Raw genomic sequence first — 25,624 nt, forward strand, 5'->3', positions numbered from 1 at the left:
CGTGTGCCCCGACGTCCTGAACCATTCGATGGGTGCGGAGAATGATCGAGGCAGTCGGCCTGACGAAGCGCTACGGCGCCAAGACAGCCGTGTACAACCTTTCCTTTCAGGTGCGGCCCGGCACGGTCACCGGCTTCCTGGGCCCGAACGGCTCCGGCAAGTCGACGACCATGCGCATGATCCTCGGGCTCGACCAACCCACCACGGGCCAGGTGACGATCGGCGGCTACCCGTACCGCAAGCTCCCCAACGCCCCCCGCCAGGTCGGCGCCCTGCTCGACGCCAAGGCGGTGCACGGCGGCCGGCACGCGCGCAACCACCTCCTGTGCCTCGCGCAGCTCTCCGGCATCCCGGCCCGCCGGGTCGACGAGGTGCTCGGCGTCGTGGGCCTCCAGGAAGTGGCGAAGAAGCGCTCGAAGGGCTTCTCCCTCGGCATGGGCCAGCGGCTCGGCATCGCGGCGGCGCTCCTCGGCGACCCGCAGGTGCTGCTCTTCGACGAGCCGGTCAACGGCCTCGACCCCGAGGGCATCCTCTGGGTGAGGAACCTGATGAAGTCGCTCGCCGCCGAGGGCCGTACGGTCTTCGTCTCCTCGCACCTCATGAGCGAGATGGCCCTCACCGCCGAGCACCTGATCGTGATCGGCCGGGGTCAGCTGCTCGCGGACATGAGCGTCAAGGACTTCATCTCGCACAACTCCGCCGACTTCGCCCGGGTGCGTACGCCGGAAGGCGATGTGCAGCAGCGCGAGAAGCTGTCCGCCGCGCTGAGCGAGGCCGGCGGCCAGGTCATGCCCGAGCAGGACGGCGCGCTGCGCGTGACCGGCCTTCCGCTCCCCCGCATCAGCGACCTCGCGCACGACGCGGACGTCCGCGTCTGGGAGCTCTCCCCGCACCAGGCCTCGCTGGAAGAGGCGTACATGCGGATGACGCAGGGCGCCGTCGACTACCGCTCGACCGTCGACCAGCGCGCGGGCCTCCAGCAGCAGCTGCCGCCGGGCGCGATGCCGCAGCAGCAGATGCCGGTGCCGGGACAGGGCCAGCCGGGGTGGTACGCACCGCCGCCGCCCCAGCAGGGCGGCCAGCCGTTCGCGATGCCGCAGGGAGCGCCGCAGGGAGCGCCGGGGGCCCCTGGCGCGCCGCAGGGCCCCCCGCCGGGCACCCCGAACCCGTACGCGGCCGCACCCCCGCAGGCGCCCGCCTCCGCCCCCGCTCCCGACATGACCAAGCGAGACAGCGAGGACCCCCGATGACCACGCCTCCGACTCCCCAGCCGCAGGCGCAGCCCCAGCAGGCACCTCCGCAGGCATACGCACCCGCGCCGCAGGGCGCCCCCGTCCCGCAGGGTGGCCCTGTGCCGCCGGGCGGTGCCCCGATGGCTCCCCCGCCGGCCGCCCCCGCACCGCCCTCCGCGTGGCAGCAGGCGATGAACAACGCCTACACCTCGCCGATCCCGGTCAGGAAGACCCACCTCGGCAACGCCCTCGCCTCCGAGTGGACGAAGATCAAGTCGGTCCGCTCGACGATGTGGACCCTCGGCGTCTTCTTCCTCCTGGTCGTCGGCATCGGCCTGCTCGTGGCCGGACAGACGCAGGACAGGGACTACGCGGACGTGCCGTTCACGATCCCGGCGTTCTTCGGTCTCGTGCTCGGCCAGATCTGCCTGATCACGCTCGGCGTCCTGGTGACCTCGTCCGAGTACGGCACGGGCATGATCCGTACGACGTTCACGGCATCCCCGCAGCGCTACCGCGTGCTCGCCGCCAAGATCCTGATCTTCTTCGTGATCGCCTTCGTCGTCTCCGCGGGCTCCATCCTGCTGGTGGGCCTGATGACGTCGGGGATGCACAGCGGCCCCGAGGCGGGCGACGTCGACTGGTCGGGCACGGTCCTCAAGGGCGGGCTCTATGTCTCGCTCCTGGGCGTCCTCGCGCTCGCCGCAGGATCGATGCTGCGCCACTCGGCGGGTGCGATCACCGCGATGCTCGGCGTGGTCCTGGTGCCCGCGATCCTGCCCGTGTTCCTGATGATCTCCGAGGGCACGCGCCCGCTCGGCGAGAAGATGATGGACTACAACGCCATCAACTCGCTCGCCAAGATCTTCGAGATGGACGGCGAGGGCGGCGGCACCTCGCAGTTGCTCCTGCTCGTCGGCGTGACGGTGGCCGCGATCGCCGGCGCCTTCGCCCTTCTGGAGAAGCGCGACGTCTAGCGGCTCAGTACCTCGGCGCGTTACGGGACCGCTGCACCCGCGTGGTGCGGCGGTCCTTCGCGTTCCAGCAGGCCTTGTGCCAGTGTCTGCGCATCTCCACTCCCGAGTGCTCGGGCCAGGCCACCACGTGTGCGACGCCGGACGGGATCTCCTGGTCGCAGCCGGGGCAGCGGTAGGTCTTGCCGGCCGCGCTCGCGCCCGCGACATGGCGCAGGCTCCACTGCTCGCCCTGCCAGCTCTCGGTGGACTGGAAGCCGCCGTAGCGGCCCGAGGGTTCCGCTTCCGTGCGAGGGCCGTATTCTCCGGCGCCCTTCGGGCGGTTGCGACGCGGGGACACGAGACACCTCACGGGATGTACGGGAGTCGGGGTGCGTCCAGCCTACGCGGAGCCCGCGGGGGTAGGCGCACCGTACGAACCCCCACAGATCCCCCCTGCATTTCGCAGAAAATCCGTCAATCTTCATGCCAAGCCGTGCCTTTGGCACGTGTCATGCGTTGTTGCCCGTAGGGGGAGTGCCTGCGTCGGCGCCAAGGAGGCAGGAAGTGCGATGCGTGTAGGTAGTTTTGTTCTGGCCGCCCAGTTCCCCGGACAGGGGCAGGGAGAAGCGCTGCACCGTGCGGTGCGGTCCGCCGAGGTGGCCGAGGAGGCGGGTCTGGACTCGGTCTGGCTCGCCGAACACCACTTCGTGCCGTACGGCACGTGTCCGTCCGCCGTGACCCTCGCCGCGCTCCTTCTCGGGCGTACGCGGCGCATCCGCGTCGGCACCGCCGTGAGTGTCCTGCCGACCGTGCATCCGGTCGCCCTGGGCGAGCAGGCGGCGCTGCTGCACCTGACGTCCGGCGGACGCTTCTCGCTGGGGGTCGGGCGCGGCGGCCCCTGGGTGGACCTGGAGGTCTTCGGGGCCGGCCTCGACGCGTACGAGAAGGGCTTCCCGGAATCACTCGACCTGCTGCTGCGGTGGCTGCGCGAGCCCCGGGTCGCGAGCGACGCGGATCGTTTCTCCTTCCGTGAGGTCGCCGTGGTGCCGCGGCCGCAGGAGGCGCTGACCGGCTCGGCCGAGGATGCCGGGGAGACGGCCGGCGAGCCCGAGGTGATCGTCGCCTGTACGTCGCCGGCCAGCGTGCGGCTCGCGGCGGAACGCGGTCTGCCGATGCTGCTCGGCATGCACGTCGGCGACGAGGAGAAGGCCGAAATGGTGGCGTTGTGGCGGAGGCACGCACGCGCCGTGGGGCGTACGCCGGAAGAAGTCCACTGGGCCGCACACGTCTCCGCCGGGGTCGCCCAGATCGCGGACCGGCGCCTGGACGCGGCCGAGACGCTGCAGAAGGCGATGCCGGGGTGGCTCAAGGAGGGCCTGGAGGCTCATGTCACGGTCGACGGCCGTGCGCGAACGATGCGGGACCCGCTCGCGTACACCGAGCTGCTCTGCGGACTGCATCCGGTGGGCACTCCGCAGCTCTGCGCCGATCGCATCGCGGCGACCTCGGAGCGCACGGGGATCACTCGCTTCGCGCTGCTCGTCGAGGGCTCGGGGGATCTGGCGACGACCGAGGAGAACGTCCGGAGGCTGGGCGCCGAAGTGCTGCCCCAGCTCGGCTGATCCGCTGGGCGGGGAGCTGCCGCTCCGGTACTAGAACACCTCCCGCGTACGGAGCGGCAGCACAAGGAGTCAGCAGTCCCGCAACGTGGGCGACTGGTTGAGCAACTGGCCGCGGATCGAGGTGAACCGGGCGAGCCGGTCGTCCACGGACGAGTCCAGCGGGAACACGGCCACGCGGTGGCAGTTCTGGAATGCGAGACGCACTCCGAAGTGGCGCTGAAGAGCGCCGCGAATCGCGTCACTCGCCAGCGCCCGCAGGAGCTGGCCGCGTGCCTGCTCGTTCGGAGGCGGCGTCTGGTTGTCGGCGAACTCGCCGCCGTCGACCTTCAGCTGAGCCACCAGGGAGCTGATCATCTCCCATGCATAAGGCAGGGAGGTCCGGACGCAGTCGACGAATTCCGCTTCATCGACCTCGCCTCGCTCGGCCTGTTCCAACAGCGCCGGTGAGACGTCGAGCGACATGGGTTCTCCTCTCGCGCCCCCGGGGAGCGGGGGCTCACGGACAGGGAAGGAGCCCGCACACGCAGCGTGCACGCACGACGACCTCCTGCTTATACGTTAAGCATCGGATCCGCGCTGCACCAGGAGATTGGGAACATAACCGGCCAGGATCGAACAGGGGTATCGACGGAGGAATCGCGCGCACCCTCCGGGGTCGAGTAGCGTTGCGCCCCATGCGTCTCGTCATTGCCCGATGCTCCGTGGATTACGCGGGCAGGCTCACAGCCCATCTCCCGTCGGCCCCCCGCCTGATCCTTGTGAAGGCGGACGGCAGTGTCTCGATCCACGCGGACGACCGGGCCTACAAACCCCTCAACTGGATGTCCCCGCCCTGCACCTTGAAGGAGGGGACGGGGGACGACGAGGGTGTCTGGACCGTCGTGAACAAGGGGGGCGAGAAGCTCATCATCACGATGGAAGAGATCCTGCACGACTCCTCGCACGAACTGGGCGTCGATCCGGGCCTCATCAAGGACGGCGTGGAAGCACATCTCCAGGAGCTGCTCGCCGACCGGATCGAGACGCTCGGCGAGGGCTACTCACTGATCCGGCGCGAGTACATGACGGCGATCGGCCCGGTGGACATCCTCTGCCGCGACGCCGACGGGCAGACCGTCGCGGTGGAGATCAAGCGGCGCGGCGAGATCGACGGCGTCGAGCAACTCACCCGCTACCTCGAGCTGTTGAACCGCGACCCGCACCTGGCCCCCGTCAAGGGCATCTTCGCCGCCCAGGAGATCAAGCCGCAGGCCCGCGTGCTCGCCACGGACCGTGGCATCGGCTGCACGGTCCTGGACTACAACGCGCTGCGCGGCATCGAGGACGACAAGCTGCGGCTGTTCTGAGAATCCGGGAGTTGTACGGGTGAGGGGGCCGGGTCCTGGTGGACCCGGCCCCCTCACACTTGTGCACGTCAGATCGTCGACGCGCTCTCGCTCGTCGCCGGGCTGCTCATCGCGCTGCTGCTCGCGGGTCCGCCGGCCGAGTCCGACGTGTCCGGGGAGGACGGCGGGTCCGGCGTCGGATCCGTGGTCGTCGGCGGAGGGGTCGTCGGCGGCTTCGTCGTGGGCGGCTTGGTCGTCGGCGGTTTCGTGGTCGGCGGCTTGGTCGTGGGCGGCTTCGTGGTCGGCGGCTTCGTCGTCGGCTTGTCGGACGGCTTGTCCGAGGTGTCGTCGGACGGCTTGCCGCTGTCGCTCGGCTCGCCGGTCGGTTCGCCGCTCCCGCCGGGCGTTCCGTCGTCCGCCGTACCGGGGATGTTGTCCGCGCCGTCGTCGTCCGGGCGGCTCGTCGAGTCCTGCGCGGGCTTGTCGGCGGTCAGGCCGTCGTCGTCCTGGTCCTCGCTCGCCGACTGCTCCGTCTTGACCTTGTCGGGCGGGTTGTCGTTGTTGTCGGACGTCGCGCCGAGGGTCACGACGGTGCCGAGCACTGCGGCGAGGAGGGCTCCCGCGCCCGCCGCCACGAGGTTGCGCCGGGTGCCGCTGACGATGGAGCGGCGGGTCGGTGCCGGGCCCGCTCCCGCGGCGGGCGAGGCGTTGCGGGTGACCAGGGTCTCGGGCTCGGGGGGCGGTGCGGGCAGCGCGAACGCCGCCGGCACGCCGCCGGGCGGTGAGGCCGACTCCTCGTGCCGGGCTTCGGGCAGCTCTTCGCCCGCCGCCGGGCTCGCGCCGGACAGCACGCCGCCCGAGCGGTCGGCGACCAGGGCGAGCGCCCTGCGGCCCGCGATCATGCCCCGCTTGTCGGCGAGCGCGCCGCGCAGGCCGATGGACGCCTCAAGCTCGGCGCGGGCCCGGTCGAGCTGTCCGCCGCAGAGCGCGAGGATGCCGAGCTCGTGGTGGAAGTACGCCTCCTCGGCGACCTCGCCCGCGGTCCGCGCCGCCTCCTGGCCCGACCGCAGGGCACGCTCCCAGGCGCCCCAGTCGAGCCCGCCCGCGAAGGCCGGAGCGGCCGTACGGGCGAGCAGCACGGCGGCGCTGTCCTGGCCCGCGACCAGGACGCCGAGCGCGGCGAGGACGGCGTCCGCCTCGGCCACGACCCGCTCCGGGCCGACCGAGGGGTGCCCTGCCCACCAGGCGTAGTGCTGGGCGGCGCTCTGGGCGCGCTCGGCGGTGTCGTCGGCGTACCCGGAGGCCTCGAGCTGGGTGCGCACCCCGGCGGCCAGCCGGTAGTGCGAGCCGACCGCGGTGACGAGCGCGGCGGAGACCAGTTCGGAGAGGGCCGCGTCCGCGTGGGTGTCGCCCACGAGGGCGGGCAGATGCGCCTGGTGCGGCAGCTCTCCGCCGAGCGCGACGGCGAACCGGAGCGTGGTGCGCGCCGAGGGGCTCAGCCGGGAGGCGAGCAGCGCCACGGGCGCCGCCCCGTCGGCGAGCGAGGGAAGCGGTACGTCGTGGTCCTCGGCGCCGAAGGGCGCGTCGACCGGGGCGTCGGCGTAGTAGCCGTACTCGTCGAAGGCGTTCGGGTCGGCGCGCAGCTGGTCGCGCTGGCGCAGCAGGGCGCCCGCCTGGACGAAGCGCAGGGGCAGCCCCTCCGACTCAAACCAGAGGTCGCCCGCCCAGCCCGCCTCGTCGTCCGTGAGGACGCGGCCGACGGCGCGCTCCAGGAGTTCCAGGCTGCCGCCGCGGCCGAGGCCGCCGAGGAAGACCTCTTCAAGGTGCGAGTCGGGTGACGGCGCCGTGACGTCGGGGGTGGCGGAGAGCAGGAAGGCGCACTCGGGAGTGGCGTCGAGCAGCTCCTCCAGGGCCGCCGCGCCGAACTCCAGGTCGTCCAGGACGACGACCGCGCCGATCTCGTGGACGAGTTCGAGCAGCAGGGCGCGGTCGGGGCGGTGCAGCGGGGCGTTGTAGACCACGTTGAAGAGGTCCTGGAGCAGTTCGCCGGGCGTCTTGTGATAGCCGGAGAGCCGGATGACGCCGTCCGGTGCGAGGTCGGCGCAGTCCTCGGCGACGGCGTTCAGGAGCGACGTGCGCCCGGAGCCCGCGGGGCCTGTGAGCCGTACCGAGCGCCCGCGTGCGAGCAGGCGCACGAGCCGCTCGCGCTCCTCCTGCCGCTCGAGCAGCGGCATCCGGGGGAGGGCGGGTCCCGGCGGCACGGGCGGCGCCGAAGCGCGGCGCAGCTCGGCACGCTCGGCCGCGGTGCGCTTGACGGGGCGTGCGGGCCGCTCGCCCGGCGGGCAGGGTTCGATCTCGCTGCCGTCGACGGGGTTCACGGTGAGCAGGAAGTCGCCCGACACGAGCTGGACGGTGCGGGCCAGCGTGGGCGCGGGCTGCCCGAAGTCGGGTGTCAGCGGATCGCGCGGCGGCCGTGCGGAACGCGCGGAGTCGTCGTCGTTGATGTCGTCCTGGCCGTACTCTTCCGGTCCCCGGTTCATCGGGTCCATGGTCAAAGCCCCCCAGATGCGTCGTGTACACAGCCCCCTCCGGCCTTGTGCACACTGCGCTGTCGCTTCTGGTCCGGTGCCCCCGCTCGGGCGTCTGTCTTCGTCATGACGGTGGGCGTCCGAACCCTAGACCTTCGCCAGTATCTCCGAACGGGCGGGGTACCGCGCCGTCCGAGACGTCACAGCTTCGTGAGGATTGTGCGTGTGACGCGTCGCACTCCAAAAGCTCTCCGGAAGCTCGCCGGGAGCTCGCCGGAATCGATCCGGGAACTCTCCGGAATCACACGCGGGGCAGTGATTCCACCCCAATGCCACCCTCGATGGCGAGAATCCGGTGCAGTCGGGTGGCGACGAGCAGGCGCTGCATCTGCGGCGGCACACTGCGCAGCACGAGCCGGCGTCCGCATCGTCCCGCGCGCCGGTGCGCGCCCATGATGACGCCGAGTCCCGTGGCGTCCCACGAGTCGAGTTCGGACAGGTCGAGCACCAGGTCACCGGCGCCGTCGTCGACGGCCGAGTGCAGGACCGTTCGGGCGTCCGCCGCGCTGCGTACGTCGAGGCGTCCCCCGACGACCAGCTGGGCCTGGTCGCCCCTGATGTGCATATGCGCTCCCCGAGAGTGCTGAGTTTCCTGTGACGTCTGTTCCGTAAGCCGTCTGCGTATGTCACTGCAACTGACTGCCGCATGGGCAAGGAAGTTGCCGTCTGTAAGCGAACCGATACCGAATTCACTCCGAGGGGTGACCCCGCAAAGGAGGAGGGACGTCAGTGCTTGTAGAAGCCCTGCCCGCTCTTGCGCCCGATGTCACCGGCGTCAACCATCCGGCGCATCAGCTCGGGCGGCGCGAACTTCTCGTCCTGGGACTCCGTGTAGATGTTGCTCGTGGCGTGCAGCAGGATGTCGACGCCCGTCAGGTCGGCGGTCGCGAGCGGTCCCATGGCGTGCCCGAAGCCGAGCTTGCAGGCGATGTCGATGTCCTCGGCGGTGGCGACGCCCGACTCGTAGAGCTTCGCGGCCTCGACGACGAGCGCCGAGATCAGACGGGTCGTCACAAAGCCGGCGACGTCGCGGTTCACGACGATGCAGGTCTTGCCGACGGACTCGGCGAACTCCCTTGTACGGGCGAGGGTTTCGTCACTGGTCTTGTAGCCGCGCACGAGTTCGCACAGCTGCATCATCGGCACCGGCGAGAAGAAGTGCGCGCCCACGACCCGTTCCGGACGGTCCGTCACGGCGGCGATCTTCGTGATCGGAATGGCAGAGGTGTTCGAAGCGAGCACGGCGTCGTCGCGCACGATCTTGTCGAGCGTACGGAAGATCTCGTGCTTGACCTCGAGCTTCTCGAAGACGGCCTCGACGACGATGTCCGCGTCAGCGACGGCGTCCATGTCGGTGCTCGTCGTGATGCGCCCGAGCGCCGCCTCGGCGTCCTCGGCGGCGAGCTTGCCCTTGCTCACGAACTTGTCGTACGACGCCTTGATCCCGTCGGTGCCACGGGTCAGGGCCTCATCGGTGACGTCGCGCAGAACGACGTCCCAGCCCGCCTGGGCGGAGACCTGAGCGATACCGGACCCCATGAGTCCGGCACCGATGACGGCGAGCTTCCGTGCCACTGTTCCGACTCCCCTACCGCTTATCACGCCTGGCTTACACGCTGTTTACGTTTGCCTCTTCGGCGCACGTTAGCGGTCGTGAGCGCGCCTGTGGCCGTGAAGAGACGCGCGTCACGTCTCAGATGACGGACATCACACCGGTACGCGTCACACGGGTCATCCATCGCCCCGTACCGCGTAGTTGAGGACCTTCTCGCCGAGCAGGCCCTCCATCTCGTCGAGCAGGACGAGCGCGTCGCGCGACACTTCCGCGGGCTTGCGGCGCTTGGTCATCTCGTCGCCGATCCAGGCCATGAGCGTGCCGTGGATCCAGGAGAGCTGACCCGCGATCAGGCCGGGCATGGGGTCGCCCTCGTCGGCCCCCGCCTCCTCGGCGAGGGTCTTCGTGAGCTGTCCGAGCGCCTGCTGCTGGATCTCCCAGAGCCGGGAGCGCAGGGCATGCGCCTCGGTGATGACCTTCATGAAGTCGGCCCAGCCCGGGAACAGCCCGACGTGCGGCGAGACGCCCTCGACGTCCGCGCGCAGCGCGCGCAGGACGGCTCCGGCCGCGGACTCCCCCGGCCGGCGGCCGCGCACGTACCCGGAGAGCCGGTCGACGACGGCCTCGCCCCGGTCGAGGAAGAGGTCCTCCTTGACCGGGAAGTAGTTGTAGACCGTGTTCACGGAGACGTCCGCGGCTTCCGCGACCTCCGCGACGGTCACCGTGACGAAGCCGCGCTCCAGGAAGAGCCCCGTCGCGACGTCCGAGATCCGCTGCTTGGTCTGCCGCTTCTTGCGCTCCCTGAGTCCTTCAGCCATGCCCCCACCCTACGACCACTGGCTAGGGCGACTGAAAACTTGAGTGAGCCCAAAACTTGGTGGCATTGCAAAATTTAAGCGACTCTGTTTTTGTGGGCGCCATGGCAATCATCAGCACGGCCGGACTCACCCGGACCTTCCGGACCAAACGCGGCACCGTCGAGGCCGTGCGCGGCATCGACCTGACCGTCGCCCCCGGCGAGATCCTCGGCTTCCTCGGACCGAACGGCGCGGGCAAGACGACGACGCTGCGCATGCTCACCACGCTCCTGCCGCCCACCGGCGGCGCCGCCACCGTCGCGGGCACCGACCTGGCCCGCGACCCGGCCGCCGTTCGGCGCAAGATCGGGTACGTCGCCCAGTCCGGCGGCGTCGACCCCAACGTCTCCGTACGCGAGGAGCTGGTCACCCAGGGCCGCCTGTACCGCCTGACGAAGCCTCGGGCCGAAGCCAGGGCGCGGGAGCTCGCCGCGGACCTGGACCTCTCCGACCTCCTCGACCACAAGTGCGCGACCCTCTCCGGCGGCCAGCGGCGGCGGCTCGACGTCGCCATGGGCCTGATGCACCGGCCCGAGGTGCTCTTCCTCGACGAACCGACCACCGGGCTCGACCCGGGCAGCAGGGCCGACCTGTGGGCGCTCGTGCGGCGGCTGCGCGACGACCACGGCACCACCGTCGTCCTGACCACCCACTACCTCGACGAGGCCGACGCGCTCTGCGACCGCCTCGTCGTCATCGACAAGGGCGTCGTGGTCGCCGAGGGCACGCCGAGCGCGCTCAAGCTCCGCTACGGCGGCTCGATCGACGCCTCTCTCCAGGACACCTTCCTCGCCGTCACCGGCCGCGACCTCGCCCCCGAGGACACGGCGCCGGTCGCCGTCTGACCCCGCACCTCTCCCACCCCCACCCCCAGGACCTCACCCATGTCTGCGTTTCTCTCCGACACCGCGCTGATCTTCGGGCGGTACGCCCGCCAGACCCTGCGCTCCAAGTTCCAGATCCTCTTCGGCGTCCTGATGCCGCTGCTCTACCTGCTCTTCTTCGGCCCGCTCCTGACCGACCTGCCGCTCGGCTCGCGCGGTGACTCCTGGCAGGTGCTCGTGCCGGGACTGCTGCTCCAACTCGGCCTGTTCGGGGCCTCGTACAGCGGGTTCGCGATCATCATCGAGAAGCAGTTCGGCGTGGTCGAGCGGATGCGGGTGACGCCGGTCAGCCGGCTCGCGCTGCTGCTCGGGCGGGTGCTGCGCGATGCGGCGCTCTTCGTCTTCCAGGCGGTGCTGCTCGTCCTCGCGGCCGTGGCGATGGGGCTGCGGGCGCCGCTCGCCGGCATCCTCATCGGCTTCGCGTTCGTGGGCGTCCTCACCGTCGTCCTCGCGTCGCTCTCGTACGCGCTCGCCCTGCTCGTCTCCAAGCCGCACGAGTTCGGCCCCGTCATCAACGCGGTCAGCATGCCCTCGATGCTGCTCTCCGGCCTGATGCTGCCGATGGCGCTCGCGCCGGGCTGGCTCGACGTGCTCTCGCACTTCATGCCGTTTCGCTATCTCGTGGACGCGGTGCGCGCCGCCTACGTGGGCGAGTACGCGAGTACGGCCATGCTGTACGGCGTCCTGATGGCCGCCGCGCTCACCCTCGTGGCCGTGACGGTCGGCACACGTGTCTTCCGCAGGGCGGGCGCGTAACTAGGCTGGCCCCATGGTCAATCTGACGCGCATCTACACCAGGACCGGCGACCAGGGCACGACCGCCCTCGGCGACATGAGCCGCACCGCCAAGACCGATCTGCGGATCTCCGCGTACGCCGACGCCAACGAGGCCAACGCCGCGATCGGCACCGCGATCGCGCTCGGACAGCTCGACGAAGCGGTCGTGAAGGTCCTGGTCCGGGTCCAGAACGACCTCTTCGACGTGGGCGCCGACCTGTCCACGCCGGTCGTGGAGGACCCGAAGTACCCGCCGCTGCGCGTCGAGCAGTCCTACATCGACAAGCTGGAGGCGGACTGCGACCGCTTCCTCGACGACCTCGAGAAGCTCCGCAGCTTCATCCTTCCGGGCGGCACGCCGGGCGCGGCGCTGCTGCATCAGGCGTGCACAGTGGTGCGGCGGGCGGAGCGGTCCACGTGGGCGGCCTTCGAGGTGCACGGTGACGTCATGAATCCGCTGACGGCGACGTACCTGAACCGGCTGTCCGACCTCCTGTTCATCCTGGCTCGTTCGGCGAACAAGGAGGTCGGCGACGTGCTGTGGGTGCCGGGCGGCGAGCGCTAGAGCTTGCTCAGGGAGCTCGGCCTCTCCTCGCCGTCCCGCACCGCCGGCGCCTTCTTCGGGAAGACCGTGTAGGTCGCCGCGATGATCACGTTGATGCCGATCAGCCACAGCATCCTCTGCTGCCACATCCGCAGTGAGTCGGTGTCGCCGTCGTCGCCCACGTACCAGGCCGCCCCCTGCAGCAGCGCCATCGCGATCAGACCGGCGAGGATCCAGCGGGCGGCTATCTTCCACTCGTCGATCGCGCGGGCCATGCCGTAGAGCTTGACGGGCGGCGGACCGCCCGCGAACCGGTGGGCGACGCGGACGTCCACCCACTTGATCGTGTAGTGGCCGAGCGCGATGGAGTAGCCGATGTAGACGGCGGCCAGGCCGTGCTTCCAGTCCGGCTCCGCGCCGTTCTTCAGGTCGATCGCGGTGACGACGAAGAGCACGACCTCCAGAAGCGGCTCGCACAGCAGCACCGCGACGCTCGCGCGCGGCATCTTCGCCGCGTACCGCAGGGCGAGGCCGCCGGCCAGCAGTACCCAGAATCCGACCTCGCAGATGATGATCAGCGTGACGATCACGGTTCGCTCCTCTCGGTCACCTTTCCAGGCTCCCCGCGGACCGGTCCCGGATCATCGTCGCCAGTGACGAAGTGACACTGCATCCTTCGATGTAGCGCGCGGTTCCTCCTTCCGGATCACGCACTGCCCCGGCGCGCCGTGTTGGATGGACGCATGGCCCTGCCCCTCCCCCGCCCGCACCGCGTCGACGTACAGATCGCCGTGTGCAGCGTGCTCGCCGGGCTCGCGCTGTGGGGGCTCGGCCTTCACATGCAGGCGGACCGGCCGCTCGGCGCCACCTGGGCCCTGGTCCCCCTCTTCGTCCTCGCCGGACTCGAACTGCTGCGCCGGAGCAGACCGCAGACCGCGCTGGTCATCGGCACCATCGCCCTGGTCGCCGATCAGTTCACCGCGGGCAATCTGGCGTCGGTCATGATGTTCACGGACATCATGTACGCGGCCGTGGTGTACGGGACTCCGGCCGCCGCCCGGCGCATTCCCGTCACCACCGGGCTGATCACGGTGGCGGTGACGATCGGCTTCCTCGCCTGGCTGCGCGAGCCGGAGGCCGTCCTCATCGGTGTCGTCACGGCCCTGGTCTCCTTCGCCCCCGCGACCACCGGCGTCCTCGTGCGCACCCACCGCGAGGCCGCGGGCACCGCCCGCCTGCGGGCCGAACAGACCGCGCTGCTCGCCGAGATGGACCGCGTGCAGGCGATCACCGCCGAGCGCGCCCGCATGGCCCGCGAACTGCACGACATGGTCGCCAATCACCTCTCGGCGATCGCCATCCACTCCACGGCCGCGCTCTCCCTCGACGACCCGAAGACCACCAAGGACGCGCTCTCCGTCATCCGCGAGAACAGCGTCGAGGGACTCGCCGAGATGCGCCGCCTCATCGGGATCCTCCGCGACCCCAGCGACGACGGGGCGCCGACGGCCTCACCCACCCTGGACGGCCTCGGCGCCCTGATCGGCAACGCGCGCACCAATGGTCTGGACGTCACCCTGGACGACACCCGCTCCCCGGACAGCTCCAAGCTCCCCGCCCCGGTCGAGCTCGCGGCGTACCGCATCATCCAGGAGTCCCTGACCAACGCGCTGAAGCACGCATCGCCCGGCCCGGTGACGGTGACGCTCACTCAACGGCGGCGCGCCCTCGAAGTGCGCGTGAGCAGCCCGTACGGTTCTCCGGCGGGCCCCCGCGCACCGGGCTCCGGAGCCGGCCTCGTCGGCATGCGCGAGCGCACCGAACTGCTCGGCGGCACCTTCGACTCGGGGCCCGAGGGCAGCGCCGACTCCGGCGACGGGAAGGTGTGGAACGTACACGCGACCCTGCCCGTCGCCCCCTCGGACCTCGACCCCATCGACGAAGGAGTGACCGAATGATCCGAGTGCTCGTCGCCGAGGACCAGTCCGCCGTACGGGCCGGGCTCGTCCTGATCCTGCGCAGCGCGCCGGACATCGAGGTGGTCGGCGAGGCGTCGGACGGTGAGCAGGCGGTGGCGCTCGCCCGTGAACTGCGCCCGGATCTGGTGCTCATGGACATCCAGATGCCACGCCTCGACGGGGTCTCGGCGACCCGTCAGGTCGTCGCCGACGGGCTCTCGGACGTGCTCGTCCTGACCACCTTCGACCTCGACGAGTACGTCTTCGGGGCACTGCGCGCGGGCGCGTCGGGGTTCCTCCTGAAGAACACCGAGGCCAAGGACCTCCTGGAGGCGGTCCGTACGGTCGGCCGCGGCGAGGGTCTGATCGCCCCGGCCGTCACCCGGCGGCTCATCGCGGAGTTCGCCGCCCCGCGGACCATGAGGACGGTGCGCCGCGAGAACGGACCCGATCCCGCCATCCTCGACACCCTCACCCGGCGCGAGCGCGAGGTGCTCGCGTGCCTCGGCGAAGGACTGTCGAACGCCGAGATCGCGGTCCGTCTGACCATGGCGGAGGCGACGGTGAAGACCCACGTCAGCCGACTGCTCGGCAAGCTCGAACTGCGCAGCAGGGTGCAAGCCGCGGTCCTCGCTCAGGAGTTGGGCGTGTGACGCCCGGGCCGGTGCACCGGACCGGTTCGATCCGGCCAATGGTTCAGACCTCTTGACCGCTGGTCCAGACCTTTCTATTCTCACCGCACTGCGGTGAGCACTCCCCCCACGTGTTCCAGGTGCTCACGGGCGGCGCAGGGATCCACCCCCTATGACCCCCGGATCTCACCCGAGGAGCACACCTTGCGCACCTTGCGCTTCAGACACAGAGCCGTGGCAGGCTTCACCACCCTGCTGCTCCCGCTCGCCACCCTGGTCGCACTCGGCGCTCCCGCCGAAGCCGCGCCGGAAGCCGCCCCCGCGGCCACCGCCACCTACGCCAAGACCCAGGACTGGGGCAACGGCTTCGAGGGCAAGTGGACCGTCAAGAACACCGGAACCACCTCCATAAGCTCCTGGAACGTCGAGTGGGACTTCCCCTCCGGCACCAAGGTGACGTCCGCCTGGGACGCCACCGTCACCAATTCCGGCAACCGCTGGACCGCCAAGAACCTCGGCTGGAACGGGACGCTCGCCCCCGGCGCCTCGGTCTCCTTCGGCTTCAACGGCTCGGGCCCCGGCTCACCGTCCAACTGCACGCTCAACGGCGCCAGTTGTGACGGCGGCAGCGTCCCCGGCGACAACCCCCCGTCGGCCCCGGGCACCCCCACCGCGTCCGACATCACCAACACCTCGGCGAAGCTCTCCTGGAAGGCCGCCACCGACGACAAGGGCGTCAAGAACTACGACGTCCTGCGCGACGGCGCCAAGGTCGCGACGGTCACCGGCACCACGTACGCCGACAGCGGCCTCACCGCCGGCACCGACTACTCGTACACGGTCCAGGCCCGCGACACCGCGGACCAGACCGGACCGGCCTCCGGCGCCGTCAAGGTGCGCACCACGGGCGACACCGACCCCGGCCCCGGCCCGGGTGACAAGGTCAAGCTCGGCTACTTCACCCAGTGGGGCGTCTACGGCCGCAACTACCACGTGAAGAACATCGACACCTCGGCCTCCGCCTCCAAGATCACGCACATCAACTACGCCTTCGGCAACGTCCAGGGCGGCAAGTGCACGATCGGCGACGCCTACGCCGACTACGACAAGGCCTACACCGCCGACCAGTCCGTCGACGGCAAGGCCGACACCTGGGACCAGCCGCTGCGCGGCAACTTCAACCAGCTGCGCAAGCTCAAGGCCAAGCACCCGAACCTCAAGGTCCTGTGGTCCTTCGGCGGCTGGACCTGGTCCGGCGGCTTCACCGACGCGATGAAGAACCCGGCGGCCTTCGCCAAGTCCTGCCACGACCTGGTGGAGGACCCGCGCTGGGCCGACGTCTTCGACGGCATCGACCTGGACTGGGAGTACCCCAACGCCTGCGGCCTGACCTGTGACACCAGCGGCCCCGCCTCGATGAAGAACATGATGCAGGCGTTCCGCACCGAGTTCGGCAAGGACGCCCTGGTCACCGCCGCGATCACCGCCGACGGATCGAGCGGCGGCAAGATCGACGCGGCCGACTACGGCGGCGCCTCGCAGTACGCCGACTGGTACAACGTGATGACGTACGACTTCTTCGGCGGCTGGGCGGCCAAGGGCCCGACGGCCCCGCACTCCCCGCTCACCTCCTACCCCGGCATCCCGCAGGAGGGCTTCAACTCCGCCGACGCGATCACGAAGCTGAAGGCGAAGGGCGTTCCCGCCGCCAAGCTCCTGCTCGGCATCGGCTTCTACGGCCGCGGCTGGACCGGCGTCACGCAGAAGGAGCCGGGCGGCACGGCGACCGGCGCCGCACAGGGCACGTACGAAGCGGGCATCGAGGACTACAAGGTCCTGAAGAACTCCTGCCCCGCCAACGGCACCATCGCCGGCACGGCCTACGCCCACTGCGGCACCAACTGGTGGTCGTACGACACCCCCGCCACGGTCAAGAGCAAGATGGCCTGGTCGAAGCAGCAGGGCCTGGGAGGCGCGTTCTTCTGGGAGTTCAGCGGTGACACCACCAACGGCGAGTTGGTGTCCGCCATCAATGACGGTCTGAAGTAACCCACCCCGAGACGAAGCCGGGGAGAACAGGTACGCCCCCTGTTCTCCCCGGCTTCTTCATGCCTTCGGGTATCTACGCCACGTTGACCCGCTGGCCCGGAGGCGCCGCCTCCAGCCACGCCAGGAAACCGGTGAGCGCGTCCTCGCCCATCGCCAGCTCCAGGCGGACGCCGCGGTGCAGACAGCCGAGGACGATCGCGTCGGAGAGCAGCGCGAGTTCCTCCTCGCCGTCCGGCGCGCGCCGGTCGACGACCTCGATGGCCGAACGCTCCAGGGTCCGCCGGGGGCGGGGAGCGTACGAGAAGACGCGGTACCACTCGATGCGGTCGCCGTTGTAGCGGGCGACCCCGTACCCCCAGCCCTTGCCGGAGGTCTCGCCCTTCTCCGGGGCGTTCCAGCGCAGACTGCAATCGAAGGTGCCGCCGGAGCGCTGGATGAGCCGGCGGCGCAGTCCGAAGACGAAGAGCCCCACCAACACCAGAACGACCAACACGAGTCCGCACACGAGCAGAGTGAGGATCATCGGCACCGACCTCCTCGCCTCTTCGAAACGGACCAACAGAATTGCACCCGCATTGCCTCAGCCGCGACCCGGTCCGGATTACTCCGGACCTGGCCGCGGCTGAGTCACGTCAACGCCGTCGCGCCGGTTTCAGCGCGACGAAACCGCCCGCAGTCGGACGTCCGCGCGACGCTCGGCGGAGGCGTCGGCCTCCGACTTCGCGCGCTCGAGCGCCCGCTCCGCACGCTGTACATCGATCTCGTCCGACAGCTCGACGATCTCAGCAAGCAGCGACAGCTTGTTGTCCGCGAAGGAGATGAATCCTCCGTGGACGGCAGCGACGACAGTGTTGCCGTCACTCGTACGAATGGTCACCGGGCCCGACTCCAGCACACCGAGCAGCGGCTGGTGACCGGGCATGACGCCGATGTCGCCGGACGTGGTGCGCGCGACGACCAGGGTGGCCTCGCCGGACCAGACACTGCGGTCCGCGGCGACCAGCTCGACATGCAGCTCAGCAGCCAAGGGTGGCTCCTCGGGTCACCACCCGGCGGCTTCGCCGGGTGTTGGGTCAAATTCTAGTGGGCGTATCAGGAGGGGTGGGACTCGCCCACCCCTCCCGTGAGTCACGGACTCAGGAGACGCCGAGCTCCTTGGCCTTCGCCTTGAGGTCCTCGATGCCACCGCACATGAAGAACGCCTGCTCGGGGAAGTGGTCGTACTCACCGTCGATGATCGAGTTGAACGCGGCGATCGACTCGTCGAGCGGTACGTCCGAACCGTCCAGGCCGGTGAACTGCTTGGCCGCGTGGGTGTTCTGCGACAGGAAGCGCTCGACGCGGCGGGCACGCTGGACGACCAGCTTGTCCTCCTCGCTGAGCTCGTCGATGCCGAGAATCGCGATGATGTCCTGGAGGTCCTTGTACTTCTGCAGGATTCCCTTGACGCGCATGGCGGCGTCGTAGTGGTCCTGCGCGATGTAGCGCGGGTCCAGGATGCGGGACGTGGAGTCCAGCGGGTCCACGGCCGGGTAGATGCCCTTCTCGGAGATCGGACGGGAGAGAACCGTCGTCGCGTCGAGGTGGGCGAACGTGGTGGCCGGGGCCGGGTCGGTCAGGTCGTCCGCGGGGACGTAGATCGCCTGCATCGAGGTGATCGAGTGACCACGCGTCGAGGTGATGCGCTCCTGGAGGAGGCCCATCTCGTCGGCCAGGTTCGGCTGGTAGCCCACCGCGGAGGGCATACGGCCGAGCAGGGTCGAGACCTCGGAACCGGCCTGCGTGAAGCGGAAGATGTTGTCGATGAAGAACAGCACGTCCTGCTTCTGCACATCGCGGAAGTACTCCGCCATGGTCAGACCGGCCAGGGCGACACGCAGACGCGTGCCCGGCGGCTCGTCCATCTGGCCGAAGACCAGGGCGGTCTTGTCCAGAACGCCCGACTCTTCCATCTCGTCGATGAGGTCGTTGCCCTCACGGGTGCGCTCGCCGACACCGGCGAACACGGAAACGCCCTCGTGCAGCTTGGCCACACGCATGATCATTTCCTGGATGAGGACGGTCTTGCCGACGCCCGCACCACCGAACAGACCGATCTTTCCACCCTTGACGTACGGGGTGAGAAGGTCGACGACCTTCAGGCCGGTCTCGAACATCTCGGTCTTGGACTCGAGCTGGTCGAAGGCCGGGGCCTTGCGGTGGATCGGCCAGCGCTCGGTGACGTCGGCCTCGGCCTCGGGGTGGTTCAGGATCGCGCCGAGGGTGTTGAACACCTTGCCCTTGGTGATGTCACCGACGGGGACGGTGATGCCCGTACCCGTGTCGGTCACCGCGGCCTGGCGGACCAGACCGTCGGTGGGCTGCATCGAGATGGCGCGGATGATGCCGTCACCGAGGTGCTGGGCGACCTCGAGCGTCAGCGTCTTCTTCTCGCCGTCCTTGGCCGGGTCGGCCACCTCGACGTGAAGCGCGTTGTAGATGTCCGGCATCGCGTCGACGGGGAACTCCACGTCGACGACCGGGCCGATCACCCGGGCGACGCGGCCCGTGGCAACGGCCGTATCAACAGTGGTCGTCATTACTTGTCACTCCCCGCAGAAGCGTCGGCCAGGGCGCTGGCACCACCGACGATCTCGCTGATTTCCTGGGTGATTTCGGCCTGGCGGGCCGCGTTGGCAGAACGGGTGAGCGCGTTGATCAGGTCACCCGCGTTGTCGGTCGCCGACTTCATCGCGCGGCGCGTGGCGGCGTGCTTGGAAGCAGCCGACTGGAGCAGCGCGTTGTAGATACGGCTCTCGACGTAGCGCGGCAGCAGGGCGTCAAGAACGTCCTCCGCCGACGGCTCGAAGTCGTACAACGGGCGGGCCTCGTCCGTCGTGCCCGCCTCTTCCGCGACCTTGTCGAGGCTGAGCGGGAGCAGCCGGTCACCGGCTGCTTCCTGCGTCATCATCGAGATGAACTCGGTGTAGACGATGTGGAGTTCATCCACGCCGCCCTCGGCCGAGTCCGTCTCGATGGCCTCGATCAGGGGCGCGGCGATCGTCTTGGCGTCCGCGTAGGAAGGGGCATCCGTGAAGCCCGTCCACTGCCCGGCGATCTTCCGCTCACGGAAGTTGTAGTGCGCGATGCCACGGCGGCCGACGATGTACGTGTCGACCTCCCTGCCCGCGTCCTGCAACTGCTTGGTGAGCTTCTCCGCCGCCTTGATGGCGTTGGAGTTGAAGGCGCCGGCCAGACCGCGGTCGCTCGAGAGGAGCAGAACAGCGGCCCGGGTCGGTGCCTCGGCCTCGGTGGTCAGCGGGTGCTTGTCGTTGGCACCCGTGGCCACCGCGGTGACCGCGCGCGTGAGCTCGGTCGCGTACGGAGTGGAGGCGGTCACCTTGCGCTGTGCCTTGACGACACGCGAGGCGGCGATCATCTCCATCGCCTTGGTGATCTTCTTGGTCGCGGTGACGGATTTGATGCGACGCTTGTAGACCCGGAGCTGGGCTCCCATGAGTCAGGTCCCTTCCGTCGTCACTTGGACGCGTCGACGGCAGCCGGAGCGTCCTCGCCGAGCAGCTTGCCGTCCGAGGTCTCGAACTGCTTCTTGAACTCGGCGACGGCGTCGGCGATGGCCGTGATCGTGTCGTCGGACATCTTGCCGCCCTCCTTGATGGAGGTCATCAGGCCCTGCTCCTTGCGGTGCAGGTAGTCGAGCAGCTCGCGCTCGAAGCGCCGGATGTCGGCGACCGGAACCTCGTCCATGCGGCCCGTGGTGCCGGCCCAGATGGAGATGACCTGGTCCTCGGTGGCCATCGGCTGGTACTGAGCCTGCTTGAGCAGCTCGACCATGCGCTGACCGCGCTCGAGGGAAGCCTTCGAGGCGGCGTCCAGGTCGGAACCGAAGGCGGCGAACGCCTCGAGCTCACGGAACTGGGCGAGGTCCACGCGCAGACGGCCGGAGACCTGGCGGATCGCCTTGTGCTGGGCGGAGCCACCGACACGGGAGACCGAGATACCGACGTTCAGGGCCGGACGCTGACCGGCGTTGAACAGGTCGGACTCCAGGAAGCACTGGCCGTCGGTGATGGAGATGACGTTGGTCGGAATGAACGCCGACACGTCGTTCGCCTTGGTCTCGACGATCGGGAGACCCGTCATCGAGCCCTTGCCCATCTCGTCCGAGAGCTTCGCGCAGCGCTCGAGCAGACGCGAGTGCAGGTAGAAGACGTCACCCGGGTAGGCCTCGCGCCCCGGCGGGCGGCGGAGCAGCAGGGACACGGCGCGGTAGGCGTCGGCCTGCTTCGAGAGGTCGTCGAAGATGATGAGGACGTGCTTGCCCTCGTACATCCACTGCTGGCCGATGGCCGAGCCGGTGTAGGGCGCCAGGTACTTGAAGCCCGCCGGGTCGGACGCCGGGGCGGCGACGATGGTCGTGTACTCGAGCGCGCCGGCCTCTTCGAGGGCACCGCGCACGGAGGCGATGGTGGAACCCTTCTGACCGACGGCGACGTAGATGCAGCGCACCTGCTTGTTCACGTCGCCCGAGCGCCAGTTGTCGCGCTGGTTGATGATCGTGTCGACGGCCAGGGCGGTCTTACCCGTCTGGCGGTCGCCGATGATCAGCTGACGCTGGCCACGGCCGATCGGGGTCATGGCGTCGACGGCCTTGTAGCCGGTCTCCATCGGCTCGTGCACCGACTTGCGGTCCATGACCGTGGGGGCCTGCAGCTCGAGGGCGCGGCGTCCGGACGTCTCGATCTCGCCGAGGCCGTCGATCGGGGTGCCGAGCGGGTCGACGACGCGGCCGAGGTAACCCTCGCCCACCGCGACGGACAGGACCTCGCCGGTACGGGTGACCGGCTGGCCCTCTTCGATGCCGCTGAACTCGCCGAGGACGACGGCGCCGATCTCGCGCTCCTCAAGGTTGAGGGCGAGACCGAGGGTGCCGTCCTCGAACTTCAGCAGCTCGTTGGCCATGGCCGAGGGGAGGCCCTCGACCTTCGCGATGCCGTCACCGGCAACGCTGACCGAACCGACCTCCTCGCGCGAGGCCGCGTCCGGCTTGTACGCCTGGACAAAGTTCTCCAGTGCGTCCCGGATCTCCTCCGGCCGGATCGTGAGCTCCGCCATCTGGGTTCCCTGCTCTCCTTGTTGGGCCCGAAGTTTCACTTTGGGGGTCTGGGGACTCCCCCCAAGTAAGAGGTGAATCCTCTGCACGGCCCAACTAGGGCCGTAATTACAACGTTCTGCGTTACTGCTAGCCCGCCATGCGGCGGTGCGCGTCCTCGAGGCGGTCCGCGATGCTGCCGTTGATGATCTCGTCGCCGACCTGCACCGTGATCCCGCCGAGGACCGCGGGGTCCACTTCGAGGTTCAGGTGCATCTGGCGGCCGTAGATCTTCGCCAGGGCGTCACCGAGGCGCTGCTTCTGCCGGTCCGAAAGCGGAACAGCCGAAGTGACGACGGCGACCATGCGGTCCCTGCGGTCCGCGGCCAGCTTGGAGAGGGACTCGAGTCCACCTTCCAGGCTACGTCCACGGGGCGCGGTCACAAGGCGCTCGACGAGCCGCTCCGTGACCTCGTTGGTCCGACCGCCGAGCAGGCTGCGCAGCAGCTCGCCCTTGGCGGCACCGGAGGCGGCGCGGTCGGTCAGCGCGGACCGTAGCCCGGTGTTCGAGGCGACGATCCGGCCGAACCGGAAGAGCTCGTCCTCCACGTCGTCCAGCGCGCCGGCCTTCTGCGCACTGGTCAGGTCGGCGAGGTTGGTGAGCTGCTCCAGGGCATCCACCAGGTCACGCGACTGCGACCAGCGCGAGCGGACCAGACCGGCCACCAGGTCGGCGGTCTCGCCGCCCACCTGCCCGGCGAGCAGCCGCCCGGCGAGCTCGGCCTTGGCCTCACCGGACTGCGACGGGTCGGTCAGGACCCGGCGCAGCGAGACCTCGCGGTTGAACAGCGCGGTCACCGAGGCGAGCTCGTCGGCGAGCTGCCGTACGTCCACCGAGGTGTTGTCGATCAGCGCGTCGAGACGCTCGCGCGCGGCCGCGAGGGCCTCGCGGCTGGCTCCGTGCGCTGTCATCGAGCAGCCTCGGCCTTCGCCGCAGTCTCATCGAGTCCGTCGAGGAAACGGTCGATGGTGCGGCTCTGCCGGGCGGAGTCCTCGAGGGACTCGCCGACGAGCTTGCCGGCCAGGTCGGTGGCCAGCTGGCCCACGTCCTGACGCAGCGACTGCGCGGCGGCCTTGCGGTCGGCGGCGAGCTGCGCGTGACCGGCGGCCACGATCTCCTCGCGCTGACGCTGGCCTTCGGCACGCATCTCGGCGATGAGCTGGGCGCCCTGCTCCTGCGCCTCCTGGCGCAGACGCGCGGCCTCGTGCCGGGCCTCGGCGAGCTGAGCCTTGTACTGCTCGAGCACGCTCTGGGCCTCGGTCTGAGCGGCCTCGGCCTTCTCGATACCGCCTTCGATCGCCTCCCGGCGCTCTTCCAGAACCTTGTTGATGTTCGGGAGGAGCTTCTTCCAGAAGAAGAAGAAGACGATGGCGAAGGCGATGGCGCCGACGAGCAGCTCGGGACCCGGCGGAATGAGCGGGTTCTGCTCCTCCGCGTGCTCGGCCGCCAGCTGTACCAGGTTGGCGATCACATCATTGCCTTTCGTCGAACGGGGCTAATCGTCTTTGGCGATCAGGAGCCGTAGACGAACGGCATGACGATGCCGATGAGGGCGAGGGCCTCACAGAAGGCGAAGCCGAGGATCTGGTTCGCACGGATCAGGCCGGCCGCTTCGGGCTGACGGGCGAGGGCCTCGGTGCCCTTACCGAAGACGATGCCGACGCCGATGCCGGGGCCGATGGCCGCGAGACCGTAGCCGATGGAGCCGAGGGCCTTGATGTCACCGGTGACGGCGGCGAGTTCGAGAGTCGCGGACATGCCGTTACTTCCTTCTCTTTCATGGACCGGTGGGGGTTGGCCACCGGGCGCTTAGGGGGTTGTGGAGCGGGTGCTCAGTGCTGCTTGGCGAGAGCGCCCTGGAGGTACGAGCAGGCAAGCAGCACGAAGACGTACGCCTGAACGGCCTGCACGAAGAGTTCGAAGAGGATCATGGCCATGGTCATCACGAAGGAGACACCGGCGGCCGGGATCAACCAGCTGTTCAGCAGGTACCAGGAGGCGACGGTGAACATCACCAGCATCAGGTGACCGGCGAACATGTTGGCGAAGAGTCGCACGGCGTGCGTGAAGGGACGCACGAGCAAGTTCGAGAAGAACTCGATGAACGACACGAGCCACTTGATCGGGCCCAGCGAGTTGTCGTAGCCGGTGATGTTCTTCCAGCCGCCGACGAAGCCGTGCGTCTTGAACGTGAGCGGCACCCAGATGAGGTACACGATGAGCGCGAGGACCACGGGGTACGCGAAGATCGAGGACACCGGGAACTGGGTCAACGGGATGACCGACCAGATGTTCATGATCCAGATGAAGAAGAACAGCGAGACCATGAGGGGGACGTACTTCTCGCCGTCCTTCTTCCCCATCGTCTCGTAGACGATCCCGCGACGTACGAAGTCGTAACCGGCCTCGGCCGCCAGCTGCAGCTTGCCCGGAACGACCTTCGCCTTGCCGAACGCGGCGTAGAAGAAGGTGATGACAACGAGCGTGGTCAGCAGGGCGAGCAGCATGACCTTGTTGAACTCGAACCCGCCGACCGTGAAGATCGGCTTGAAAAGGAACGAGTGCAGGCCCGGAGCCGGGAAGCCACAGCCGTTGTCGGACATGATCCGACAGCTCCAGTCAAAGGCGAGCTCAGTTTGGTCAGCACTCACCGCGGGCTCCTTCGGCGTGACGCATAGGTACGGCAACCTCGTTGTCGTGTCGGCGCGGCGCGCAGCCGCGGTTCGGCACCAGACTGGTGTTTCGGATGTGGGCGCGGCGTTCAGGCATCGAGCCTCGCGATCGTGCAGGCGTCAGCTCAGATGCCCGCGCCGGCAGTGCCGCAGTTGGCACCGGACGATAGCAGCATCTCGAACGGCCATTTATCCCGGCCCTACCCTTCACGTCGAGGACCCCGACTTCTCCGGCTTGTCCTTCTGCTCGGAGTCGGGTTCGACGTAAAGGATCTTGGCCTTCATGTACGCGCGGGCCTGGCTCGCCATCCATACGACAGTGCCCACCACAAGCCCGAAGGCGAAGGCCTTCGGGTTGAAGAGAGTCGTGTCCTTGAAAAGCGCCATGAAGATGAGCAACAGCAGAAGTTGGGCGACGTAGAGCATCATGCCCATCGCCTGGAACAGCTGCGGGAACGATTTCGCCGTTCGCTGAAGTACGAACATCCCGAGCCCCATGAAGGCAATGACCACCAACGTGCCGATGACCGCCCCGAGCGCCCCCTTGCCACCCGCCACCACACCACTGACCACGGCGACGACGGCGCCCACGGCAGCGGTAGGTACGGCGGATTGCAGGAGTGTTCGGGTGTCTTGAGACGGCATGGCGGCGCTCCGCTTACTGATGGGGGCAGGGTGTCGTCATGGACGAGCGTAGTCCGGGGTCGAGAGTGTCCCTCGGGCCGTATAGACCGTCGCACTACGGTCCTTCGGCTCTATCCCCTGGTTTCGTGAACGGTATCACAAACTATTTGATGAGGTCTTTACCTGGTAGGTGTGC

Annotated in this window: 27 protein-coding genes; 10 read left to right on the forward strand and 17 right to left on the reverse strand. The window is 69.1% G+C overall.

Annotation, left to right across the window (positions count from 1 at the left end; genetic code table 11):
• Positions 1-41: 41 nt before the first annotated feature.
• Entirely contained in the window at positions 42-1,250 is a 1,209-nt protein-coding gene (locus tag IE226_RS16075; protein ID WP_190081916.1) for an ABC transporter ATP-binding protein, read from the forward strand.
• Between the two features lie 122 nt (positions 1,251-1,372).
• Positions 1,373-2,209, forward strand: coding sequence for an ABC transporter permease (locus tag IE226_RS16080; protein ID WP_373306976.1), 837 nt, complete (start codon positions 1,373-1,375; stop codon positions 2,207-2,209).
• Between the two features lie 4 nt (positions 2,210-2,213).
• Here IE226_RS16080 and IE226_RS16085 read toward each other — a convergent pair whose 3' ends face one another.
• Positions 2,214-2,546, reverse strand: a complete 333-nt coding sequence (locus IE226_RS16085) for an Rv1322 family protein (protein ID WP_190081917.1) — start codon at positions 2,544-2,546, stop codon at positions 2,214-2,216.
• A 211-nt stretch (positions 2,547-2,757) separates the two neighbouring features.
• Here IE226_RS16085 and IE226_RS16090 point away from each other — a divergent pair, with 211 nt between their 5' ends.
• A complete protein-coding gene (locus IE226_RS16090) occupies positions 2,758-3,810 on the forward strand; it encodes an LLM class flavin-dependent oxidoreductase (RefSeq protein ID WP_190081918.1) in 1,053 nt (350 codons plus the stop codon).
• Positions 3,811-3,879: 69 nt separating this feature from the next.
• On the opposite strand, the gene IE226_RS16095 is transcribed toward IE226_RS16090, so the two are convergent.
• Entirely contained in the window at positions 3,880-4,272 is a 393-nt protein-coding gene (locus IE226_RS16095; RefSeq protein ID WP_190081919.1) for an SCO5389 family protein, read from the reverse strand.
• Between the two features lie 212 nt (positions 4,273-4,484).
• Between IE226_RS16095 and nucS the strand changes: the two genes are divergently transcribed.
• Entirely contained in the window at positions 4,485-5,156 is a 672-nt protein-coding gene (nucS, locus tag IE226_RS16100) for an endonuclease NucS (protein WP_190081920.1), read from the forward strand.
• 68 nt (positions 5,157-5,224) lie between these two features.
• Here nucS and IE226_RS16105 read toward each other — a convergent pair whose 3' ends face one another.
• The 4 genes from IE226_RS16105 to IE226_RS16120 form a co-directional block, all read right to left on the reverse strand.
• Entirely contained in the window at positions 5,225-7,684 is a 2,460-nt protein-coding gene (locus IE226_RS16105; protein ID WP_190081921.1) for an ATP-binding protein, read from the reverse strand.
• Positions 7,685-7,964: 280 nt separating this feature from the next.
• Complete coding sequence (locus IE226_RS16110; RefSeq protein WP_160507247.1) at positions 7,965-8,288, reverse strand: STAS domain-containing protein; 324 nt, start codon at positions 8,286-8,288, stop codon at positions 7,965-7,967.
• A gap of 161 nt (positions 8,289-8,449) precedes the next feature.
• The gene (locus IE226_RS16115) at positions 8,450-9,298 is read right to left on the reverse strand and encodes a 3-hydroxyacyl-CoA dehydrogenase family protein (RefSeq protein ID WP_190081922.1); all 849 of its coding nucleotides are present in this window, start codon (positions 9,296-9,298) and stop codon (positions 8,450-8,452) included.
• 156 nt (positions 9,299-9,454) lie between these two features.
• Positions 9,455-10,096 (reverse strand): TetR/AcrR family transcriptional regulator, encoded by a 642-nt coding sequence (locus tag IE226_RS16120; protein ID WP_190081923.1) that lies wholly within the window; start codon positions 10,094-10,096, stop codon positions 9,455-9,457.
• A gap of 101 nt (positions 10,097-10,197) precedes the next feature.
• Between IE226_RS16120 and IE226_RS16125 the strand changes: the two genes are divergently transcribed.
• The 3 genes from IE226_RS16125 to IE226_RS16135 are packed head-to-tail and all read left to right on the forward strand — an operon-like array spanning position 10,198 to position 12,361.
• Complete coding sequence (locus IE226_RS16125; RefSeq protein ID WP_190081924.1) at positions 10,198-10,980, forward strand: ABC transporter ATP-binding protein; 783 nt, start codon at positions 10,198-10,200, stop codon at positions 10,978-10,980.
• A 39-nt stretch (positions 10,981-11,019) separates the two neighbouring features.
• Complete coding sequence (locus tag IE226_RS16130) at positions 11,020-11,775, forward strand: ABC transporter permease (RefSeq protein WP_190081925.1); 756 nt, start codon at positions 11,020-11,022, stop codon at positions 11,773-11,775.
• 13 nt (positions 11,776-11,788) lie between these two features.
• Positions 11,789-12,361 (forward strand): cob(I)yrinic acid a,c-diamide adenosyltransferase, encoded by a 573-nt coding sequence (locus IE226_RS16135; RefSeq protein WP_190081926.1) that lies wholly within the window; start codon positions 11,789-11,791, stop codon positions 12,359-12,361.
• On the opposite strand, the gene IE226_RS16140 is transcribed toward IE226_RS16135, so the two are convergent.
• Positions 12,358-12,930: a hypothetical protein gene (locus tag IE226_RS16140; RefSeq protein WP_190081927.1), complete on the reverse strand. Its 573-nt coding sequence runs from the start codon at positions 12,928-12,930 to the stop codon at positions 12,358-12,360. The genes IE226_RS16135 and IE226_RS16140 overlap by 4 nt on opposite strands.
• Before the next feature lie 153 nt (positions 12,931-13,083).
• On the opposite strand from IE226_RS16140, the gene IE226_RS16145 reads away from it, so the two are divergent.
• From IE226_RS16145 to IE226_RS16155, 3 genes are all read left to right on the forward strand, one after another.
• The gene (locus IE226_RS16145; protein ID WP_190081928.1) at positions 13,084-14,298 is read left to right on the forward strand and encodes a sensor histidine kinase; all 1,215 of its coding nucleotides are present in this window, start codon (positions 13,084-13,086) and stop codon (positions 14,296-14,298) included.
• A complete protein-coding gene (locus tag IE226_RS16150) occupies positions 14,295-14,951 on the forward strand; it encodes a response regulator (protein WP_190081929.1) in 657 nt (218 codons plus the stop codon). Before IE226_RS16145 ends, IE226_RS16150 begins: the two co-directional genes overlap by 4 nt.
• Before the next feature lie 192 nt (positions 14,952-15,143).
• Positions 15,144-16,979: a glycoside hydrolase family 18 chitinase gene (locus tag IE226_RS16155; RefSeq protein WP_190081930.1), complete on the forward strand. Its 1,836-nt coding sequence runs from the start codon at positions 15,144-15,146 to the stop codon at positions 16,977-16,979.
• 73 nt (positions 16,980-17,052) lie between these two features.
• On the opposite strand, the gene IE226_RS16160 is transcribed toward IE226_RS16155, so the two are convergent.
• The 10 genes from IE226_RS16160 to IE226_RS16205 form a co-directional block, all read right to left on the reverse strand.
• Complete coding sequence (locus tag IE226_RS16160; protein ID WP_190081931.1) at positions 17,053-17,502, reverse strand: DUF2550 domain-containing protein; 450 nt, start codon at positions 17,500-17,502, stop codon at positions 17,053-17,055.
• Between the two features lie 129 nt (positions 17,503-17,631).
• On the reverse strand, positions 17,632-18,006 hold the full coding sequence (locus IE226_RS16165) for a F0F1 ATP synthase subunit epsilon (protein ID WP_160507238.1): 375 nt from the start codon (positions 18,004-18,006) through the stop codon (positions 17,632-17,634).
• A gap of 109 nt (positions 18,007-18,115) precedes the next feature.
• Complete coding sequence (atpD, locus tag IE226_RS16170; RefSeq protein WP_190081932.1) at positions 18,116-19,558, reverse strand: F0F1 ATP synthase subunit beta; 1,443 nt, start codon at positions 19,556-19,558, stop codon at positions 18,116-18,118.
• Entirely contained in the window at positions 19,558-20,475 is a 918-nt protein-coding gene (locus IE226_RS16175) for a F0F1 ATP synthase subunit gamma (protein WP_190081933.1), read from the reverse strand. The genes atpD and IE226_RS16175 overlap by 1 nt, the downstream gene beginning before the upstream one ends.
• Positions 20,476-20,495: 20 nt before the next feature.
• The gene (gene atpA / locus IE226_RS16180; protein ID WP_190081934.1) at positions 20,496-22,094 is read right to left on the reverse strand and encodes a F0F1 ATP synthase subunit alpha; all 1,599 of its coding nucleotides are present in this window, start codon (positions 22,092-22,094) and stop codon (positions 20,496-20,498) included.
• A gap of 127 nt (positions 22,095-22,221) precedes the next feature.
• Entirely contained in the window at positions 22,222-23,043 is an 822-nt protein-coding gene (locus IE226_RS16185) for a F0F1 ATP synthase subunit delta (protein WP_190081935.1), read from the reverse strand.
• Positions 23,040-23,603, reverse strand: coding sequence for a F0F1 ATP synthase subunit B (locus tag IE226_RS16190; RefSeq protein ID WP_190081936.1), 564 nt, complete (start codon positions 23,601-23,603; stop codon positions 23,040-23,042). The genes IE226_RS16185 and IE226_RS16190 overlap by 4 nt, the downstream gene beginning before the upstream one ends.
• A gap of 41 nt (positions 23,604-23,644) precedes the next feature.
• Positions 23,645-23,890, reverse strand: a complete 246-nt coding sequence (gene atpE, locus IE226_RS16195) for an ATP synthase F0 subunit C (RefSeq protein ID WP_190081937.1) — start codon at positions 23,888-23,890, stop codon at positions 23,645-23,647.
• A gap of 74 nt (positions 23,891-23,964) precedes the next feature.
• Positions 23,965-24,783 carry a F0F1 ATP synthase subunit A gene (gene atpB, locus IE226_RS16200; protein WP_506417421.1) on the reverse strand — a complete coding sequence of 273 codons (819 nt, stop codon included), beginning with the start codon at positions 24,781-24,783 and terminating at the stop codon, positions 23,965-23,967.
• Positions 24,784-25,011: 228 nt separating this feature from the next.
• Positions 25,012-25,449 carry a Cg1360 family ATP-synthase-associated protein gene (locus IE226_RS16205; protein ID WP_190081938.1) on the reverse strand — a complete coding sequence of 146 codons (438 nt, stop codon included), beginning with the start codon at positions 25,447-25,449 and terminating at the stop codon, positions 25,012-25,014.
• Positions 25,450-25,624 lie beyond the last annotated feature (175 nt).

It is taken from the genome of Streptomyces longisporoflavus, assembly GCF_014649775.1.
Classification (GTDB): Bacteria; Actinomycetota; Actinomycetes; order Streptomycetales; family Streptomycetaceae; genus Streptomyces; species Streptomyces longisporoflavus.

Coding starts and splice junctions, on each gene's coding strand:
- IE226_RS16110 (WP_160507247.1), bottom strand. CDS start 8,288: ATGCACATCAGGGGCGACCAGGCCCAGCTGGTCGTCGGGGGACGCCTC.
- nucS (WP_190081920.1), top strand. CDS start 4,485: ATGCGTCTCGTCATTGCCCGATGCTCCGTGGATTACGCGGGCAGGCTC.
- IE226_RS16125 (WP_190081924.1), top strand. CDS start 10,198: ATGGCAATCATCAGCACGGCCGGACTCACCCGGACCTTCCGGACCAAA.
- atpD (WP_190081932.1), bottom strand. CDS start 19,558: ATGACGACCACTGTTGATACGGCCGTTGCCACGGGCCGCGTCGCCCGG.
- IE226_RS16205 (WP_190081938.1), bottom strand. CDS start 25,449: ATGCCGTCTCAAGACACCCGAACACTCCTGCAATCCGCCGTACCTACC.
- IE226_RS16120 (WP_190081923.1), bottom strand. CDS start 10,096: ATGGCTGAAGGACTCAGGGAGCGCAAGAAGCGGCAGACCAAGCAGCGG.
- IE226_RS16080 (WP_373306976.1), top strand. CDS start 1,373: ATGGCTCCCCCGCCGGCCGCCCCCGCACCGCCCTCCGCGTGGCAGCAG.
- IE226_RS16130 (WP_190081925.1), top strand. CDS start 11,020: ATGTCTGCGTTTCTCTCCGACACCGCGCTGATCTTCGGGCGGTACGCC.
- IE226_RS16105 (WP_190081921.1), bottom strand. CDS start 7,684: ATGGACCCGATGAACCGGGGACCGGAAGAGTACGGCCAGGACGACATC.
- atpE (WP_190081937.1), bottom strand. CDS start 23,890: ATGTCCGCGACTCTCGAACTCGCCGCCGTCACCGGTGACATCAAGGCC.
- IE226_RS16095 (WP_190081919.1), bottom strand. CDS start 4,272: ATGTCGCTCGACGTCTCACCGGCGCTGTTGGAACAGGCCGAGCGAGGC.
- IE226_RS16185 (WP_190081935.1), bottom strand. CDS start 23,043: ATGACAGCGCACGGAGCCAGCCGCGAGGCCCTCGCGGCCGCGCGCGAG.
- IE226_RS16075 (WP_190081916.1), top strand. CDS start 42: ATGATCGAGGCAGTCGGCCTGACGAAGCGCTACGGCGCCAAGACAGCC.
- IE226_RS16145 (WP_190081928.1), top strand. CDS start 13,084: ATGGCCCTGCCCCTCCCCCGCCCGCACCGCGTCGACGTACAGATCGCC.
- IE226_RS16135 (WP_190081926.1), top strand. CDS start 11,789: ATGGTCAATCTGACGCGCATCTACACCAGGACCGGCGACCAGGGCACG.
- IE226_RS16150 (WP_190081929.1), top strand. CDS start 14,295: ATGATCCGAGTGCTCGTCGCCGAGGACCAGTCCGCCGTACGGGCCGGG.
- IE226_RS16160 (WP_190081931.1), bottom strand. CDS start 17,502: ATGATCCTCACTCTGCTCGTGTGCGGACTCGTGTTGGTCGTTCTGGTG.
- IE226_RS16090 (WP_190081918.1), top strand. CDS start 2,758: ATGCGTGTAGGTAGTTTTGTTCTGGCCGCCCAGTTCCCCGGACAGGGG.
- atpA (WP_190081934.1), bottom strand. CDS start 22,094: ATGGCGGAGCTCACGATCCGGCCGGAGGAGATCCGGGACGCACTGGAG.
- IE226_RS16175 (WP_190081933.1), bottom strand. CDS start 20,475: ATGGGAGCCCAGCTCCGGGTCTACAAGCGTCGCATCAAATCCGTCACC.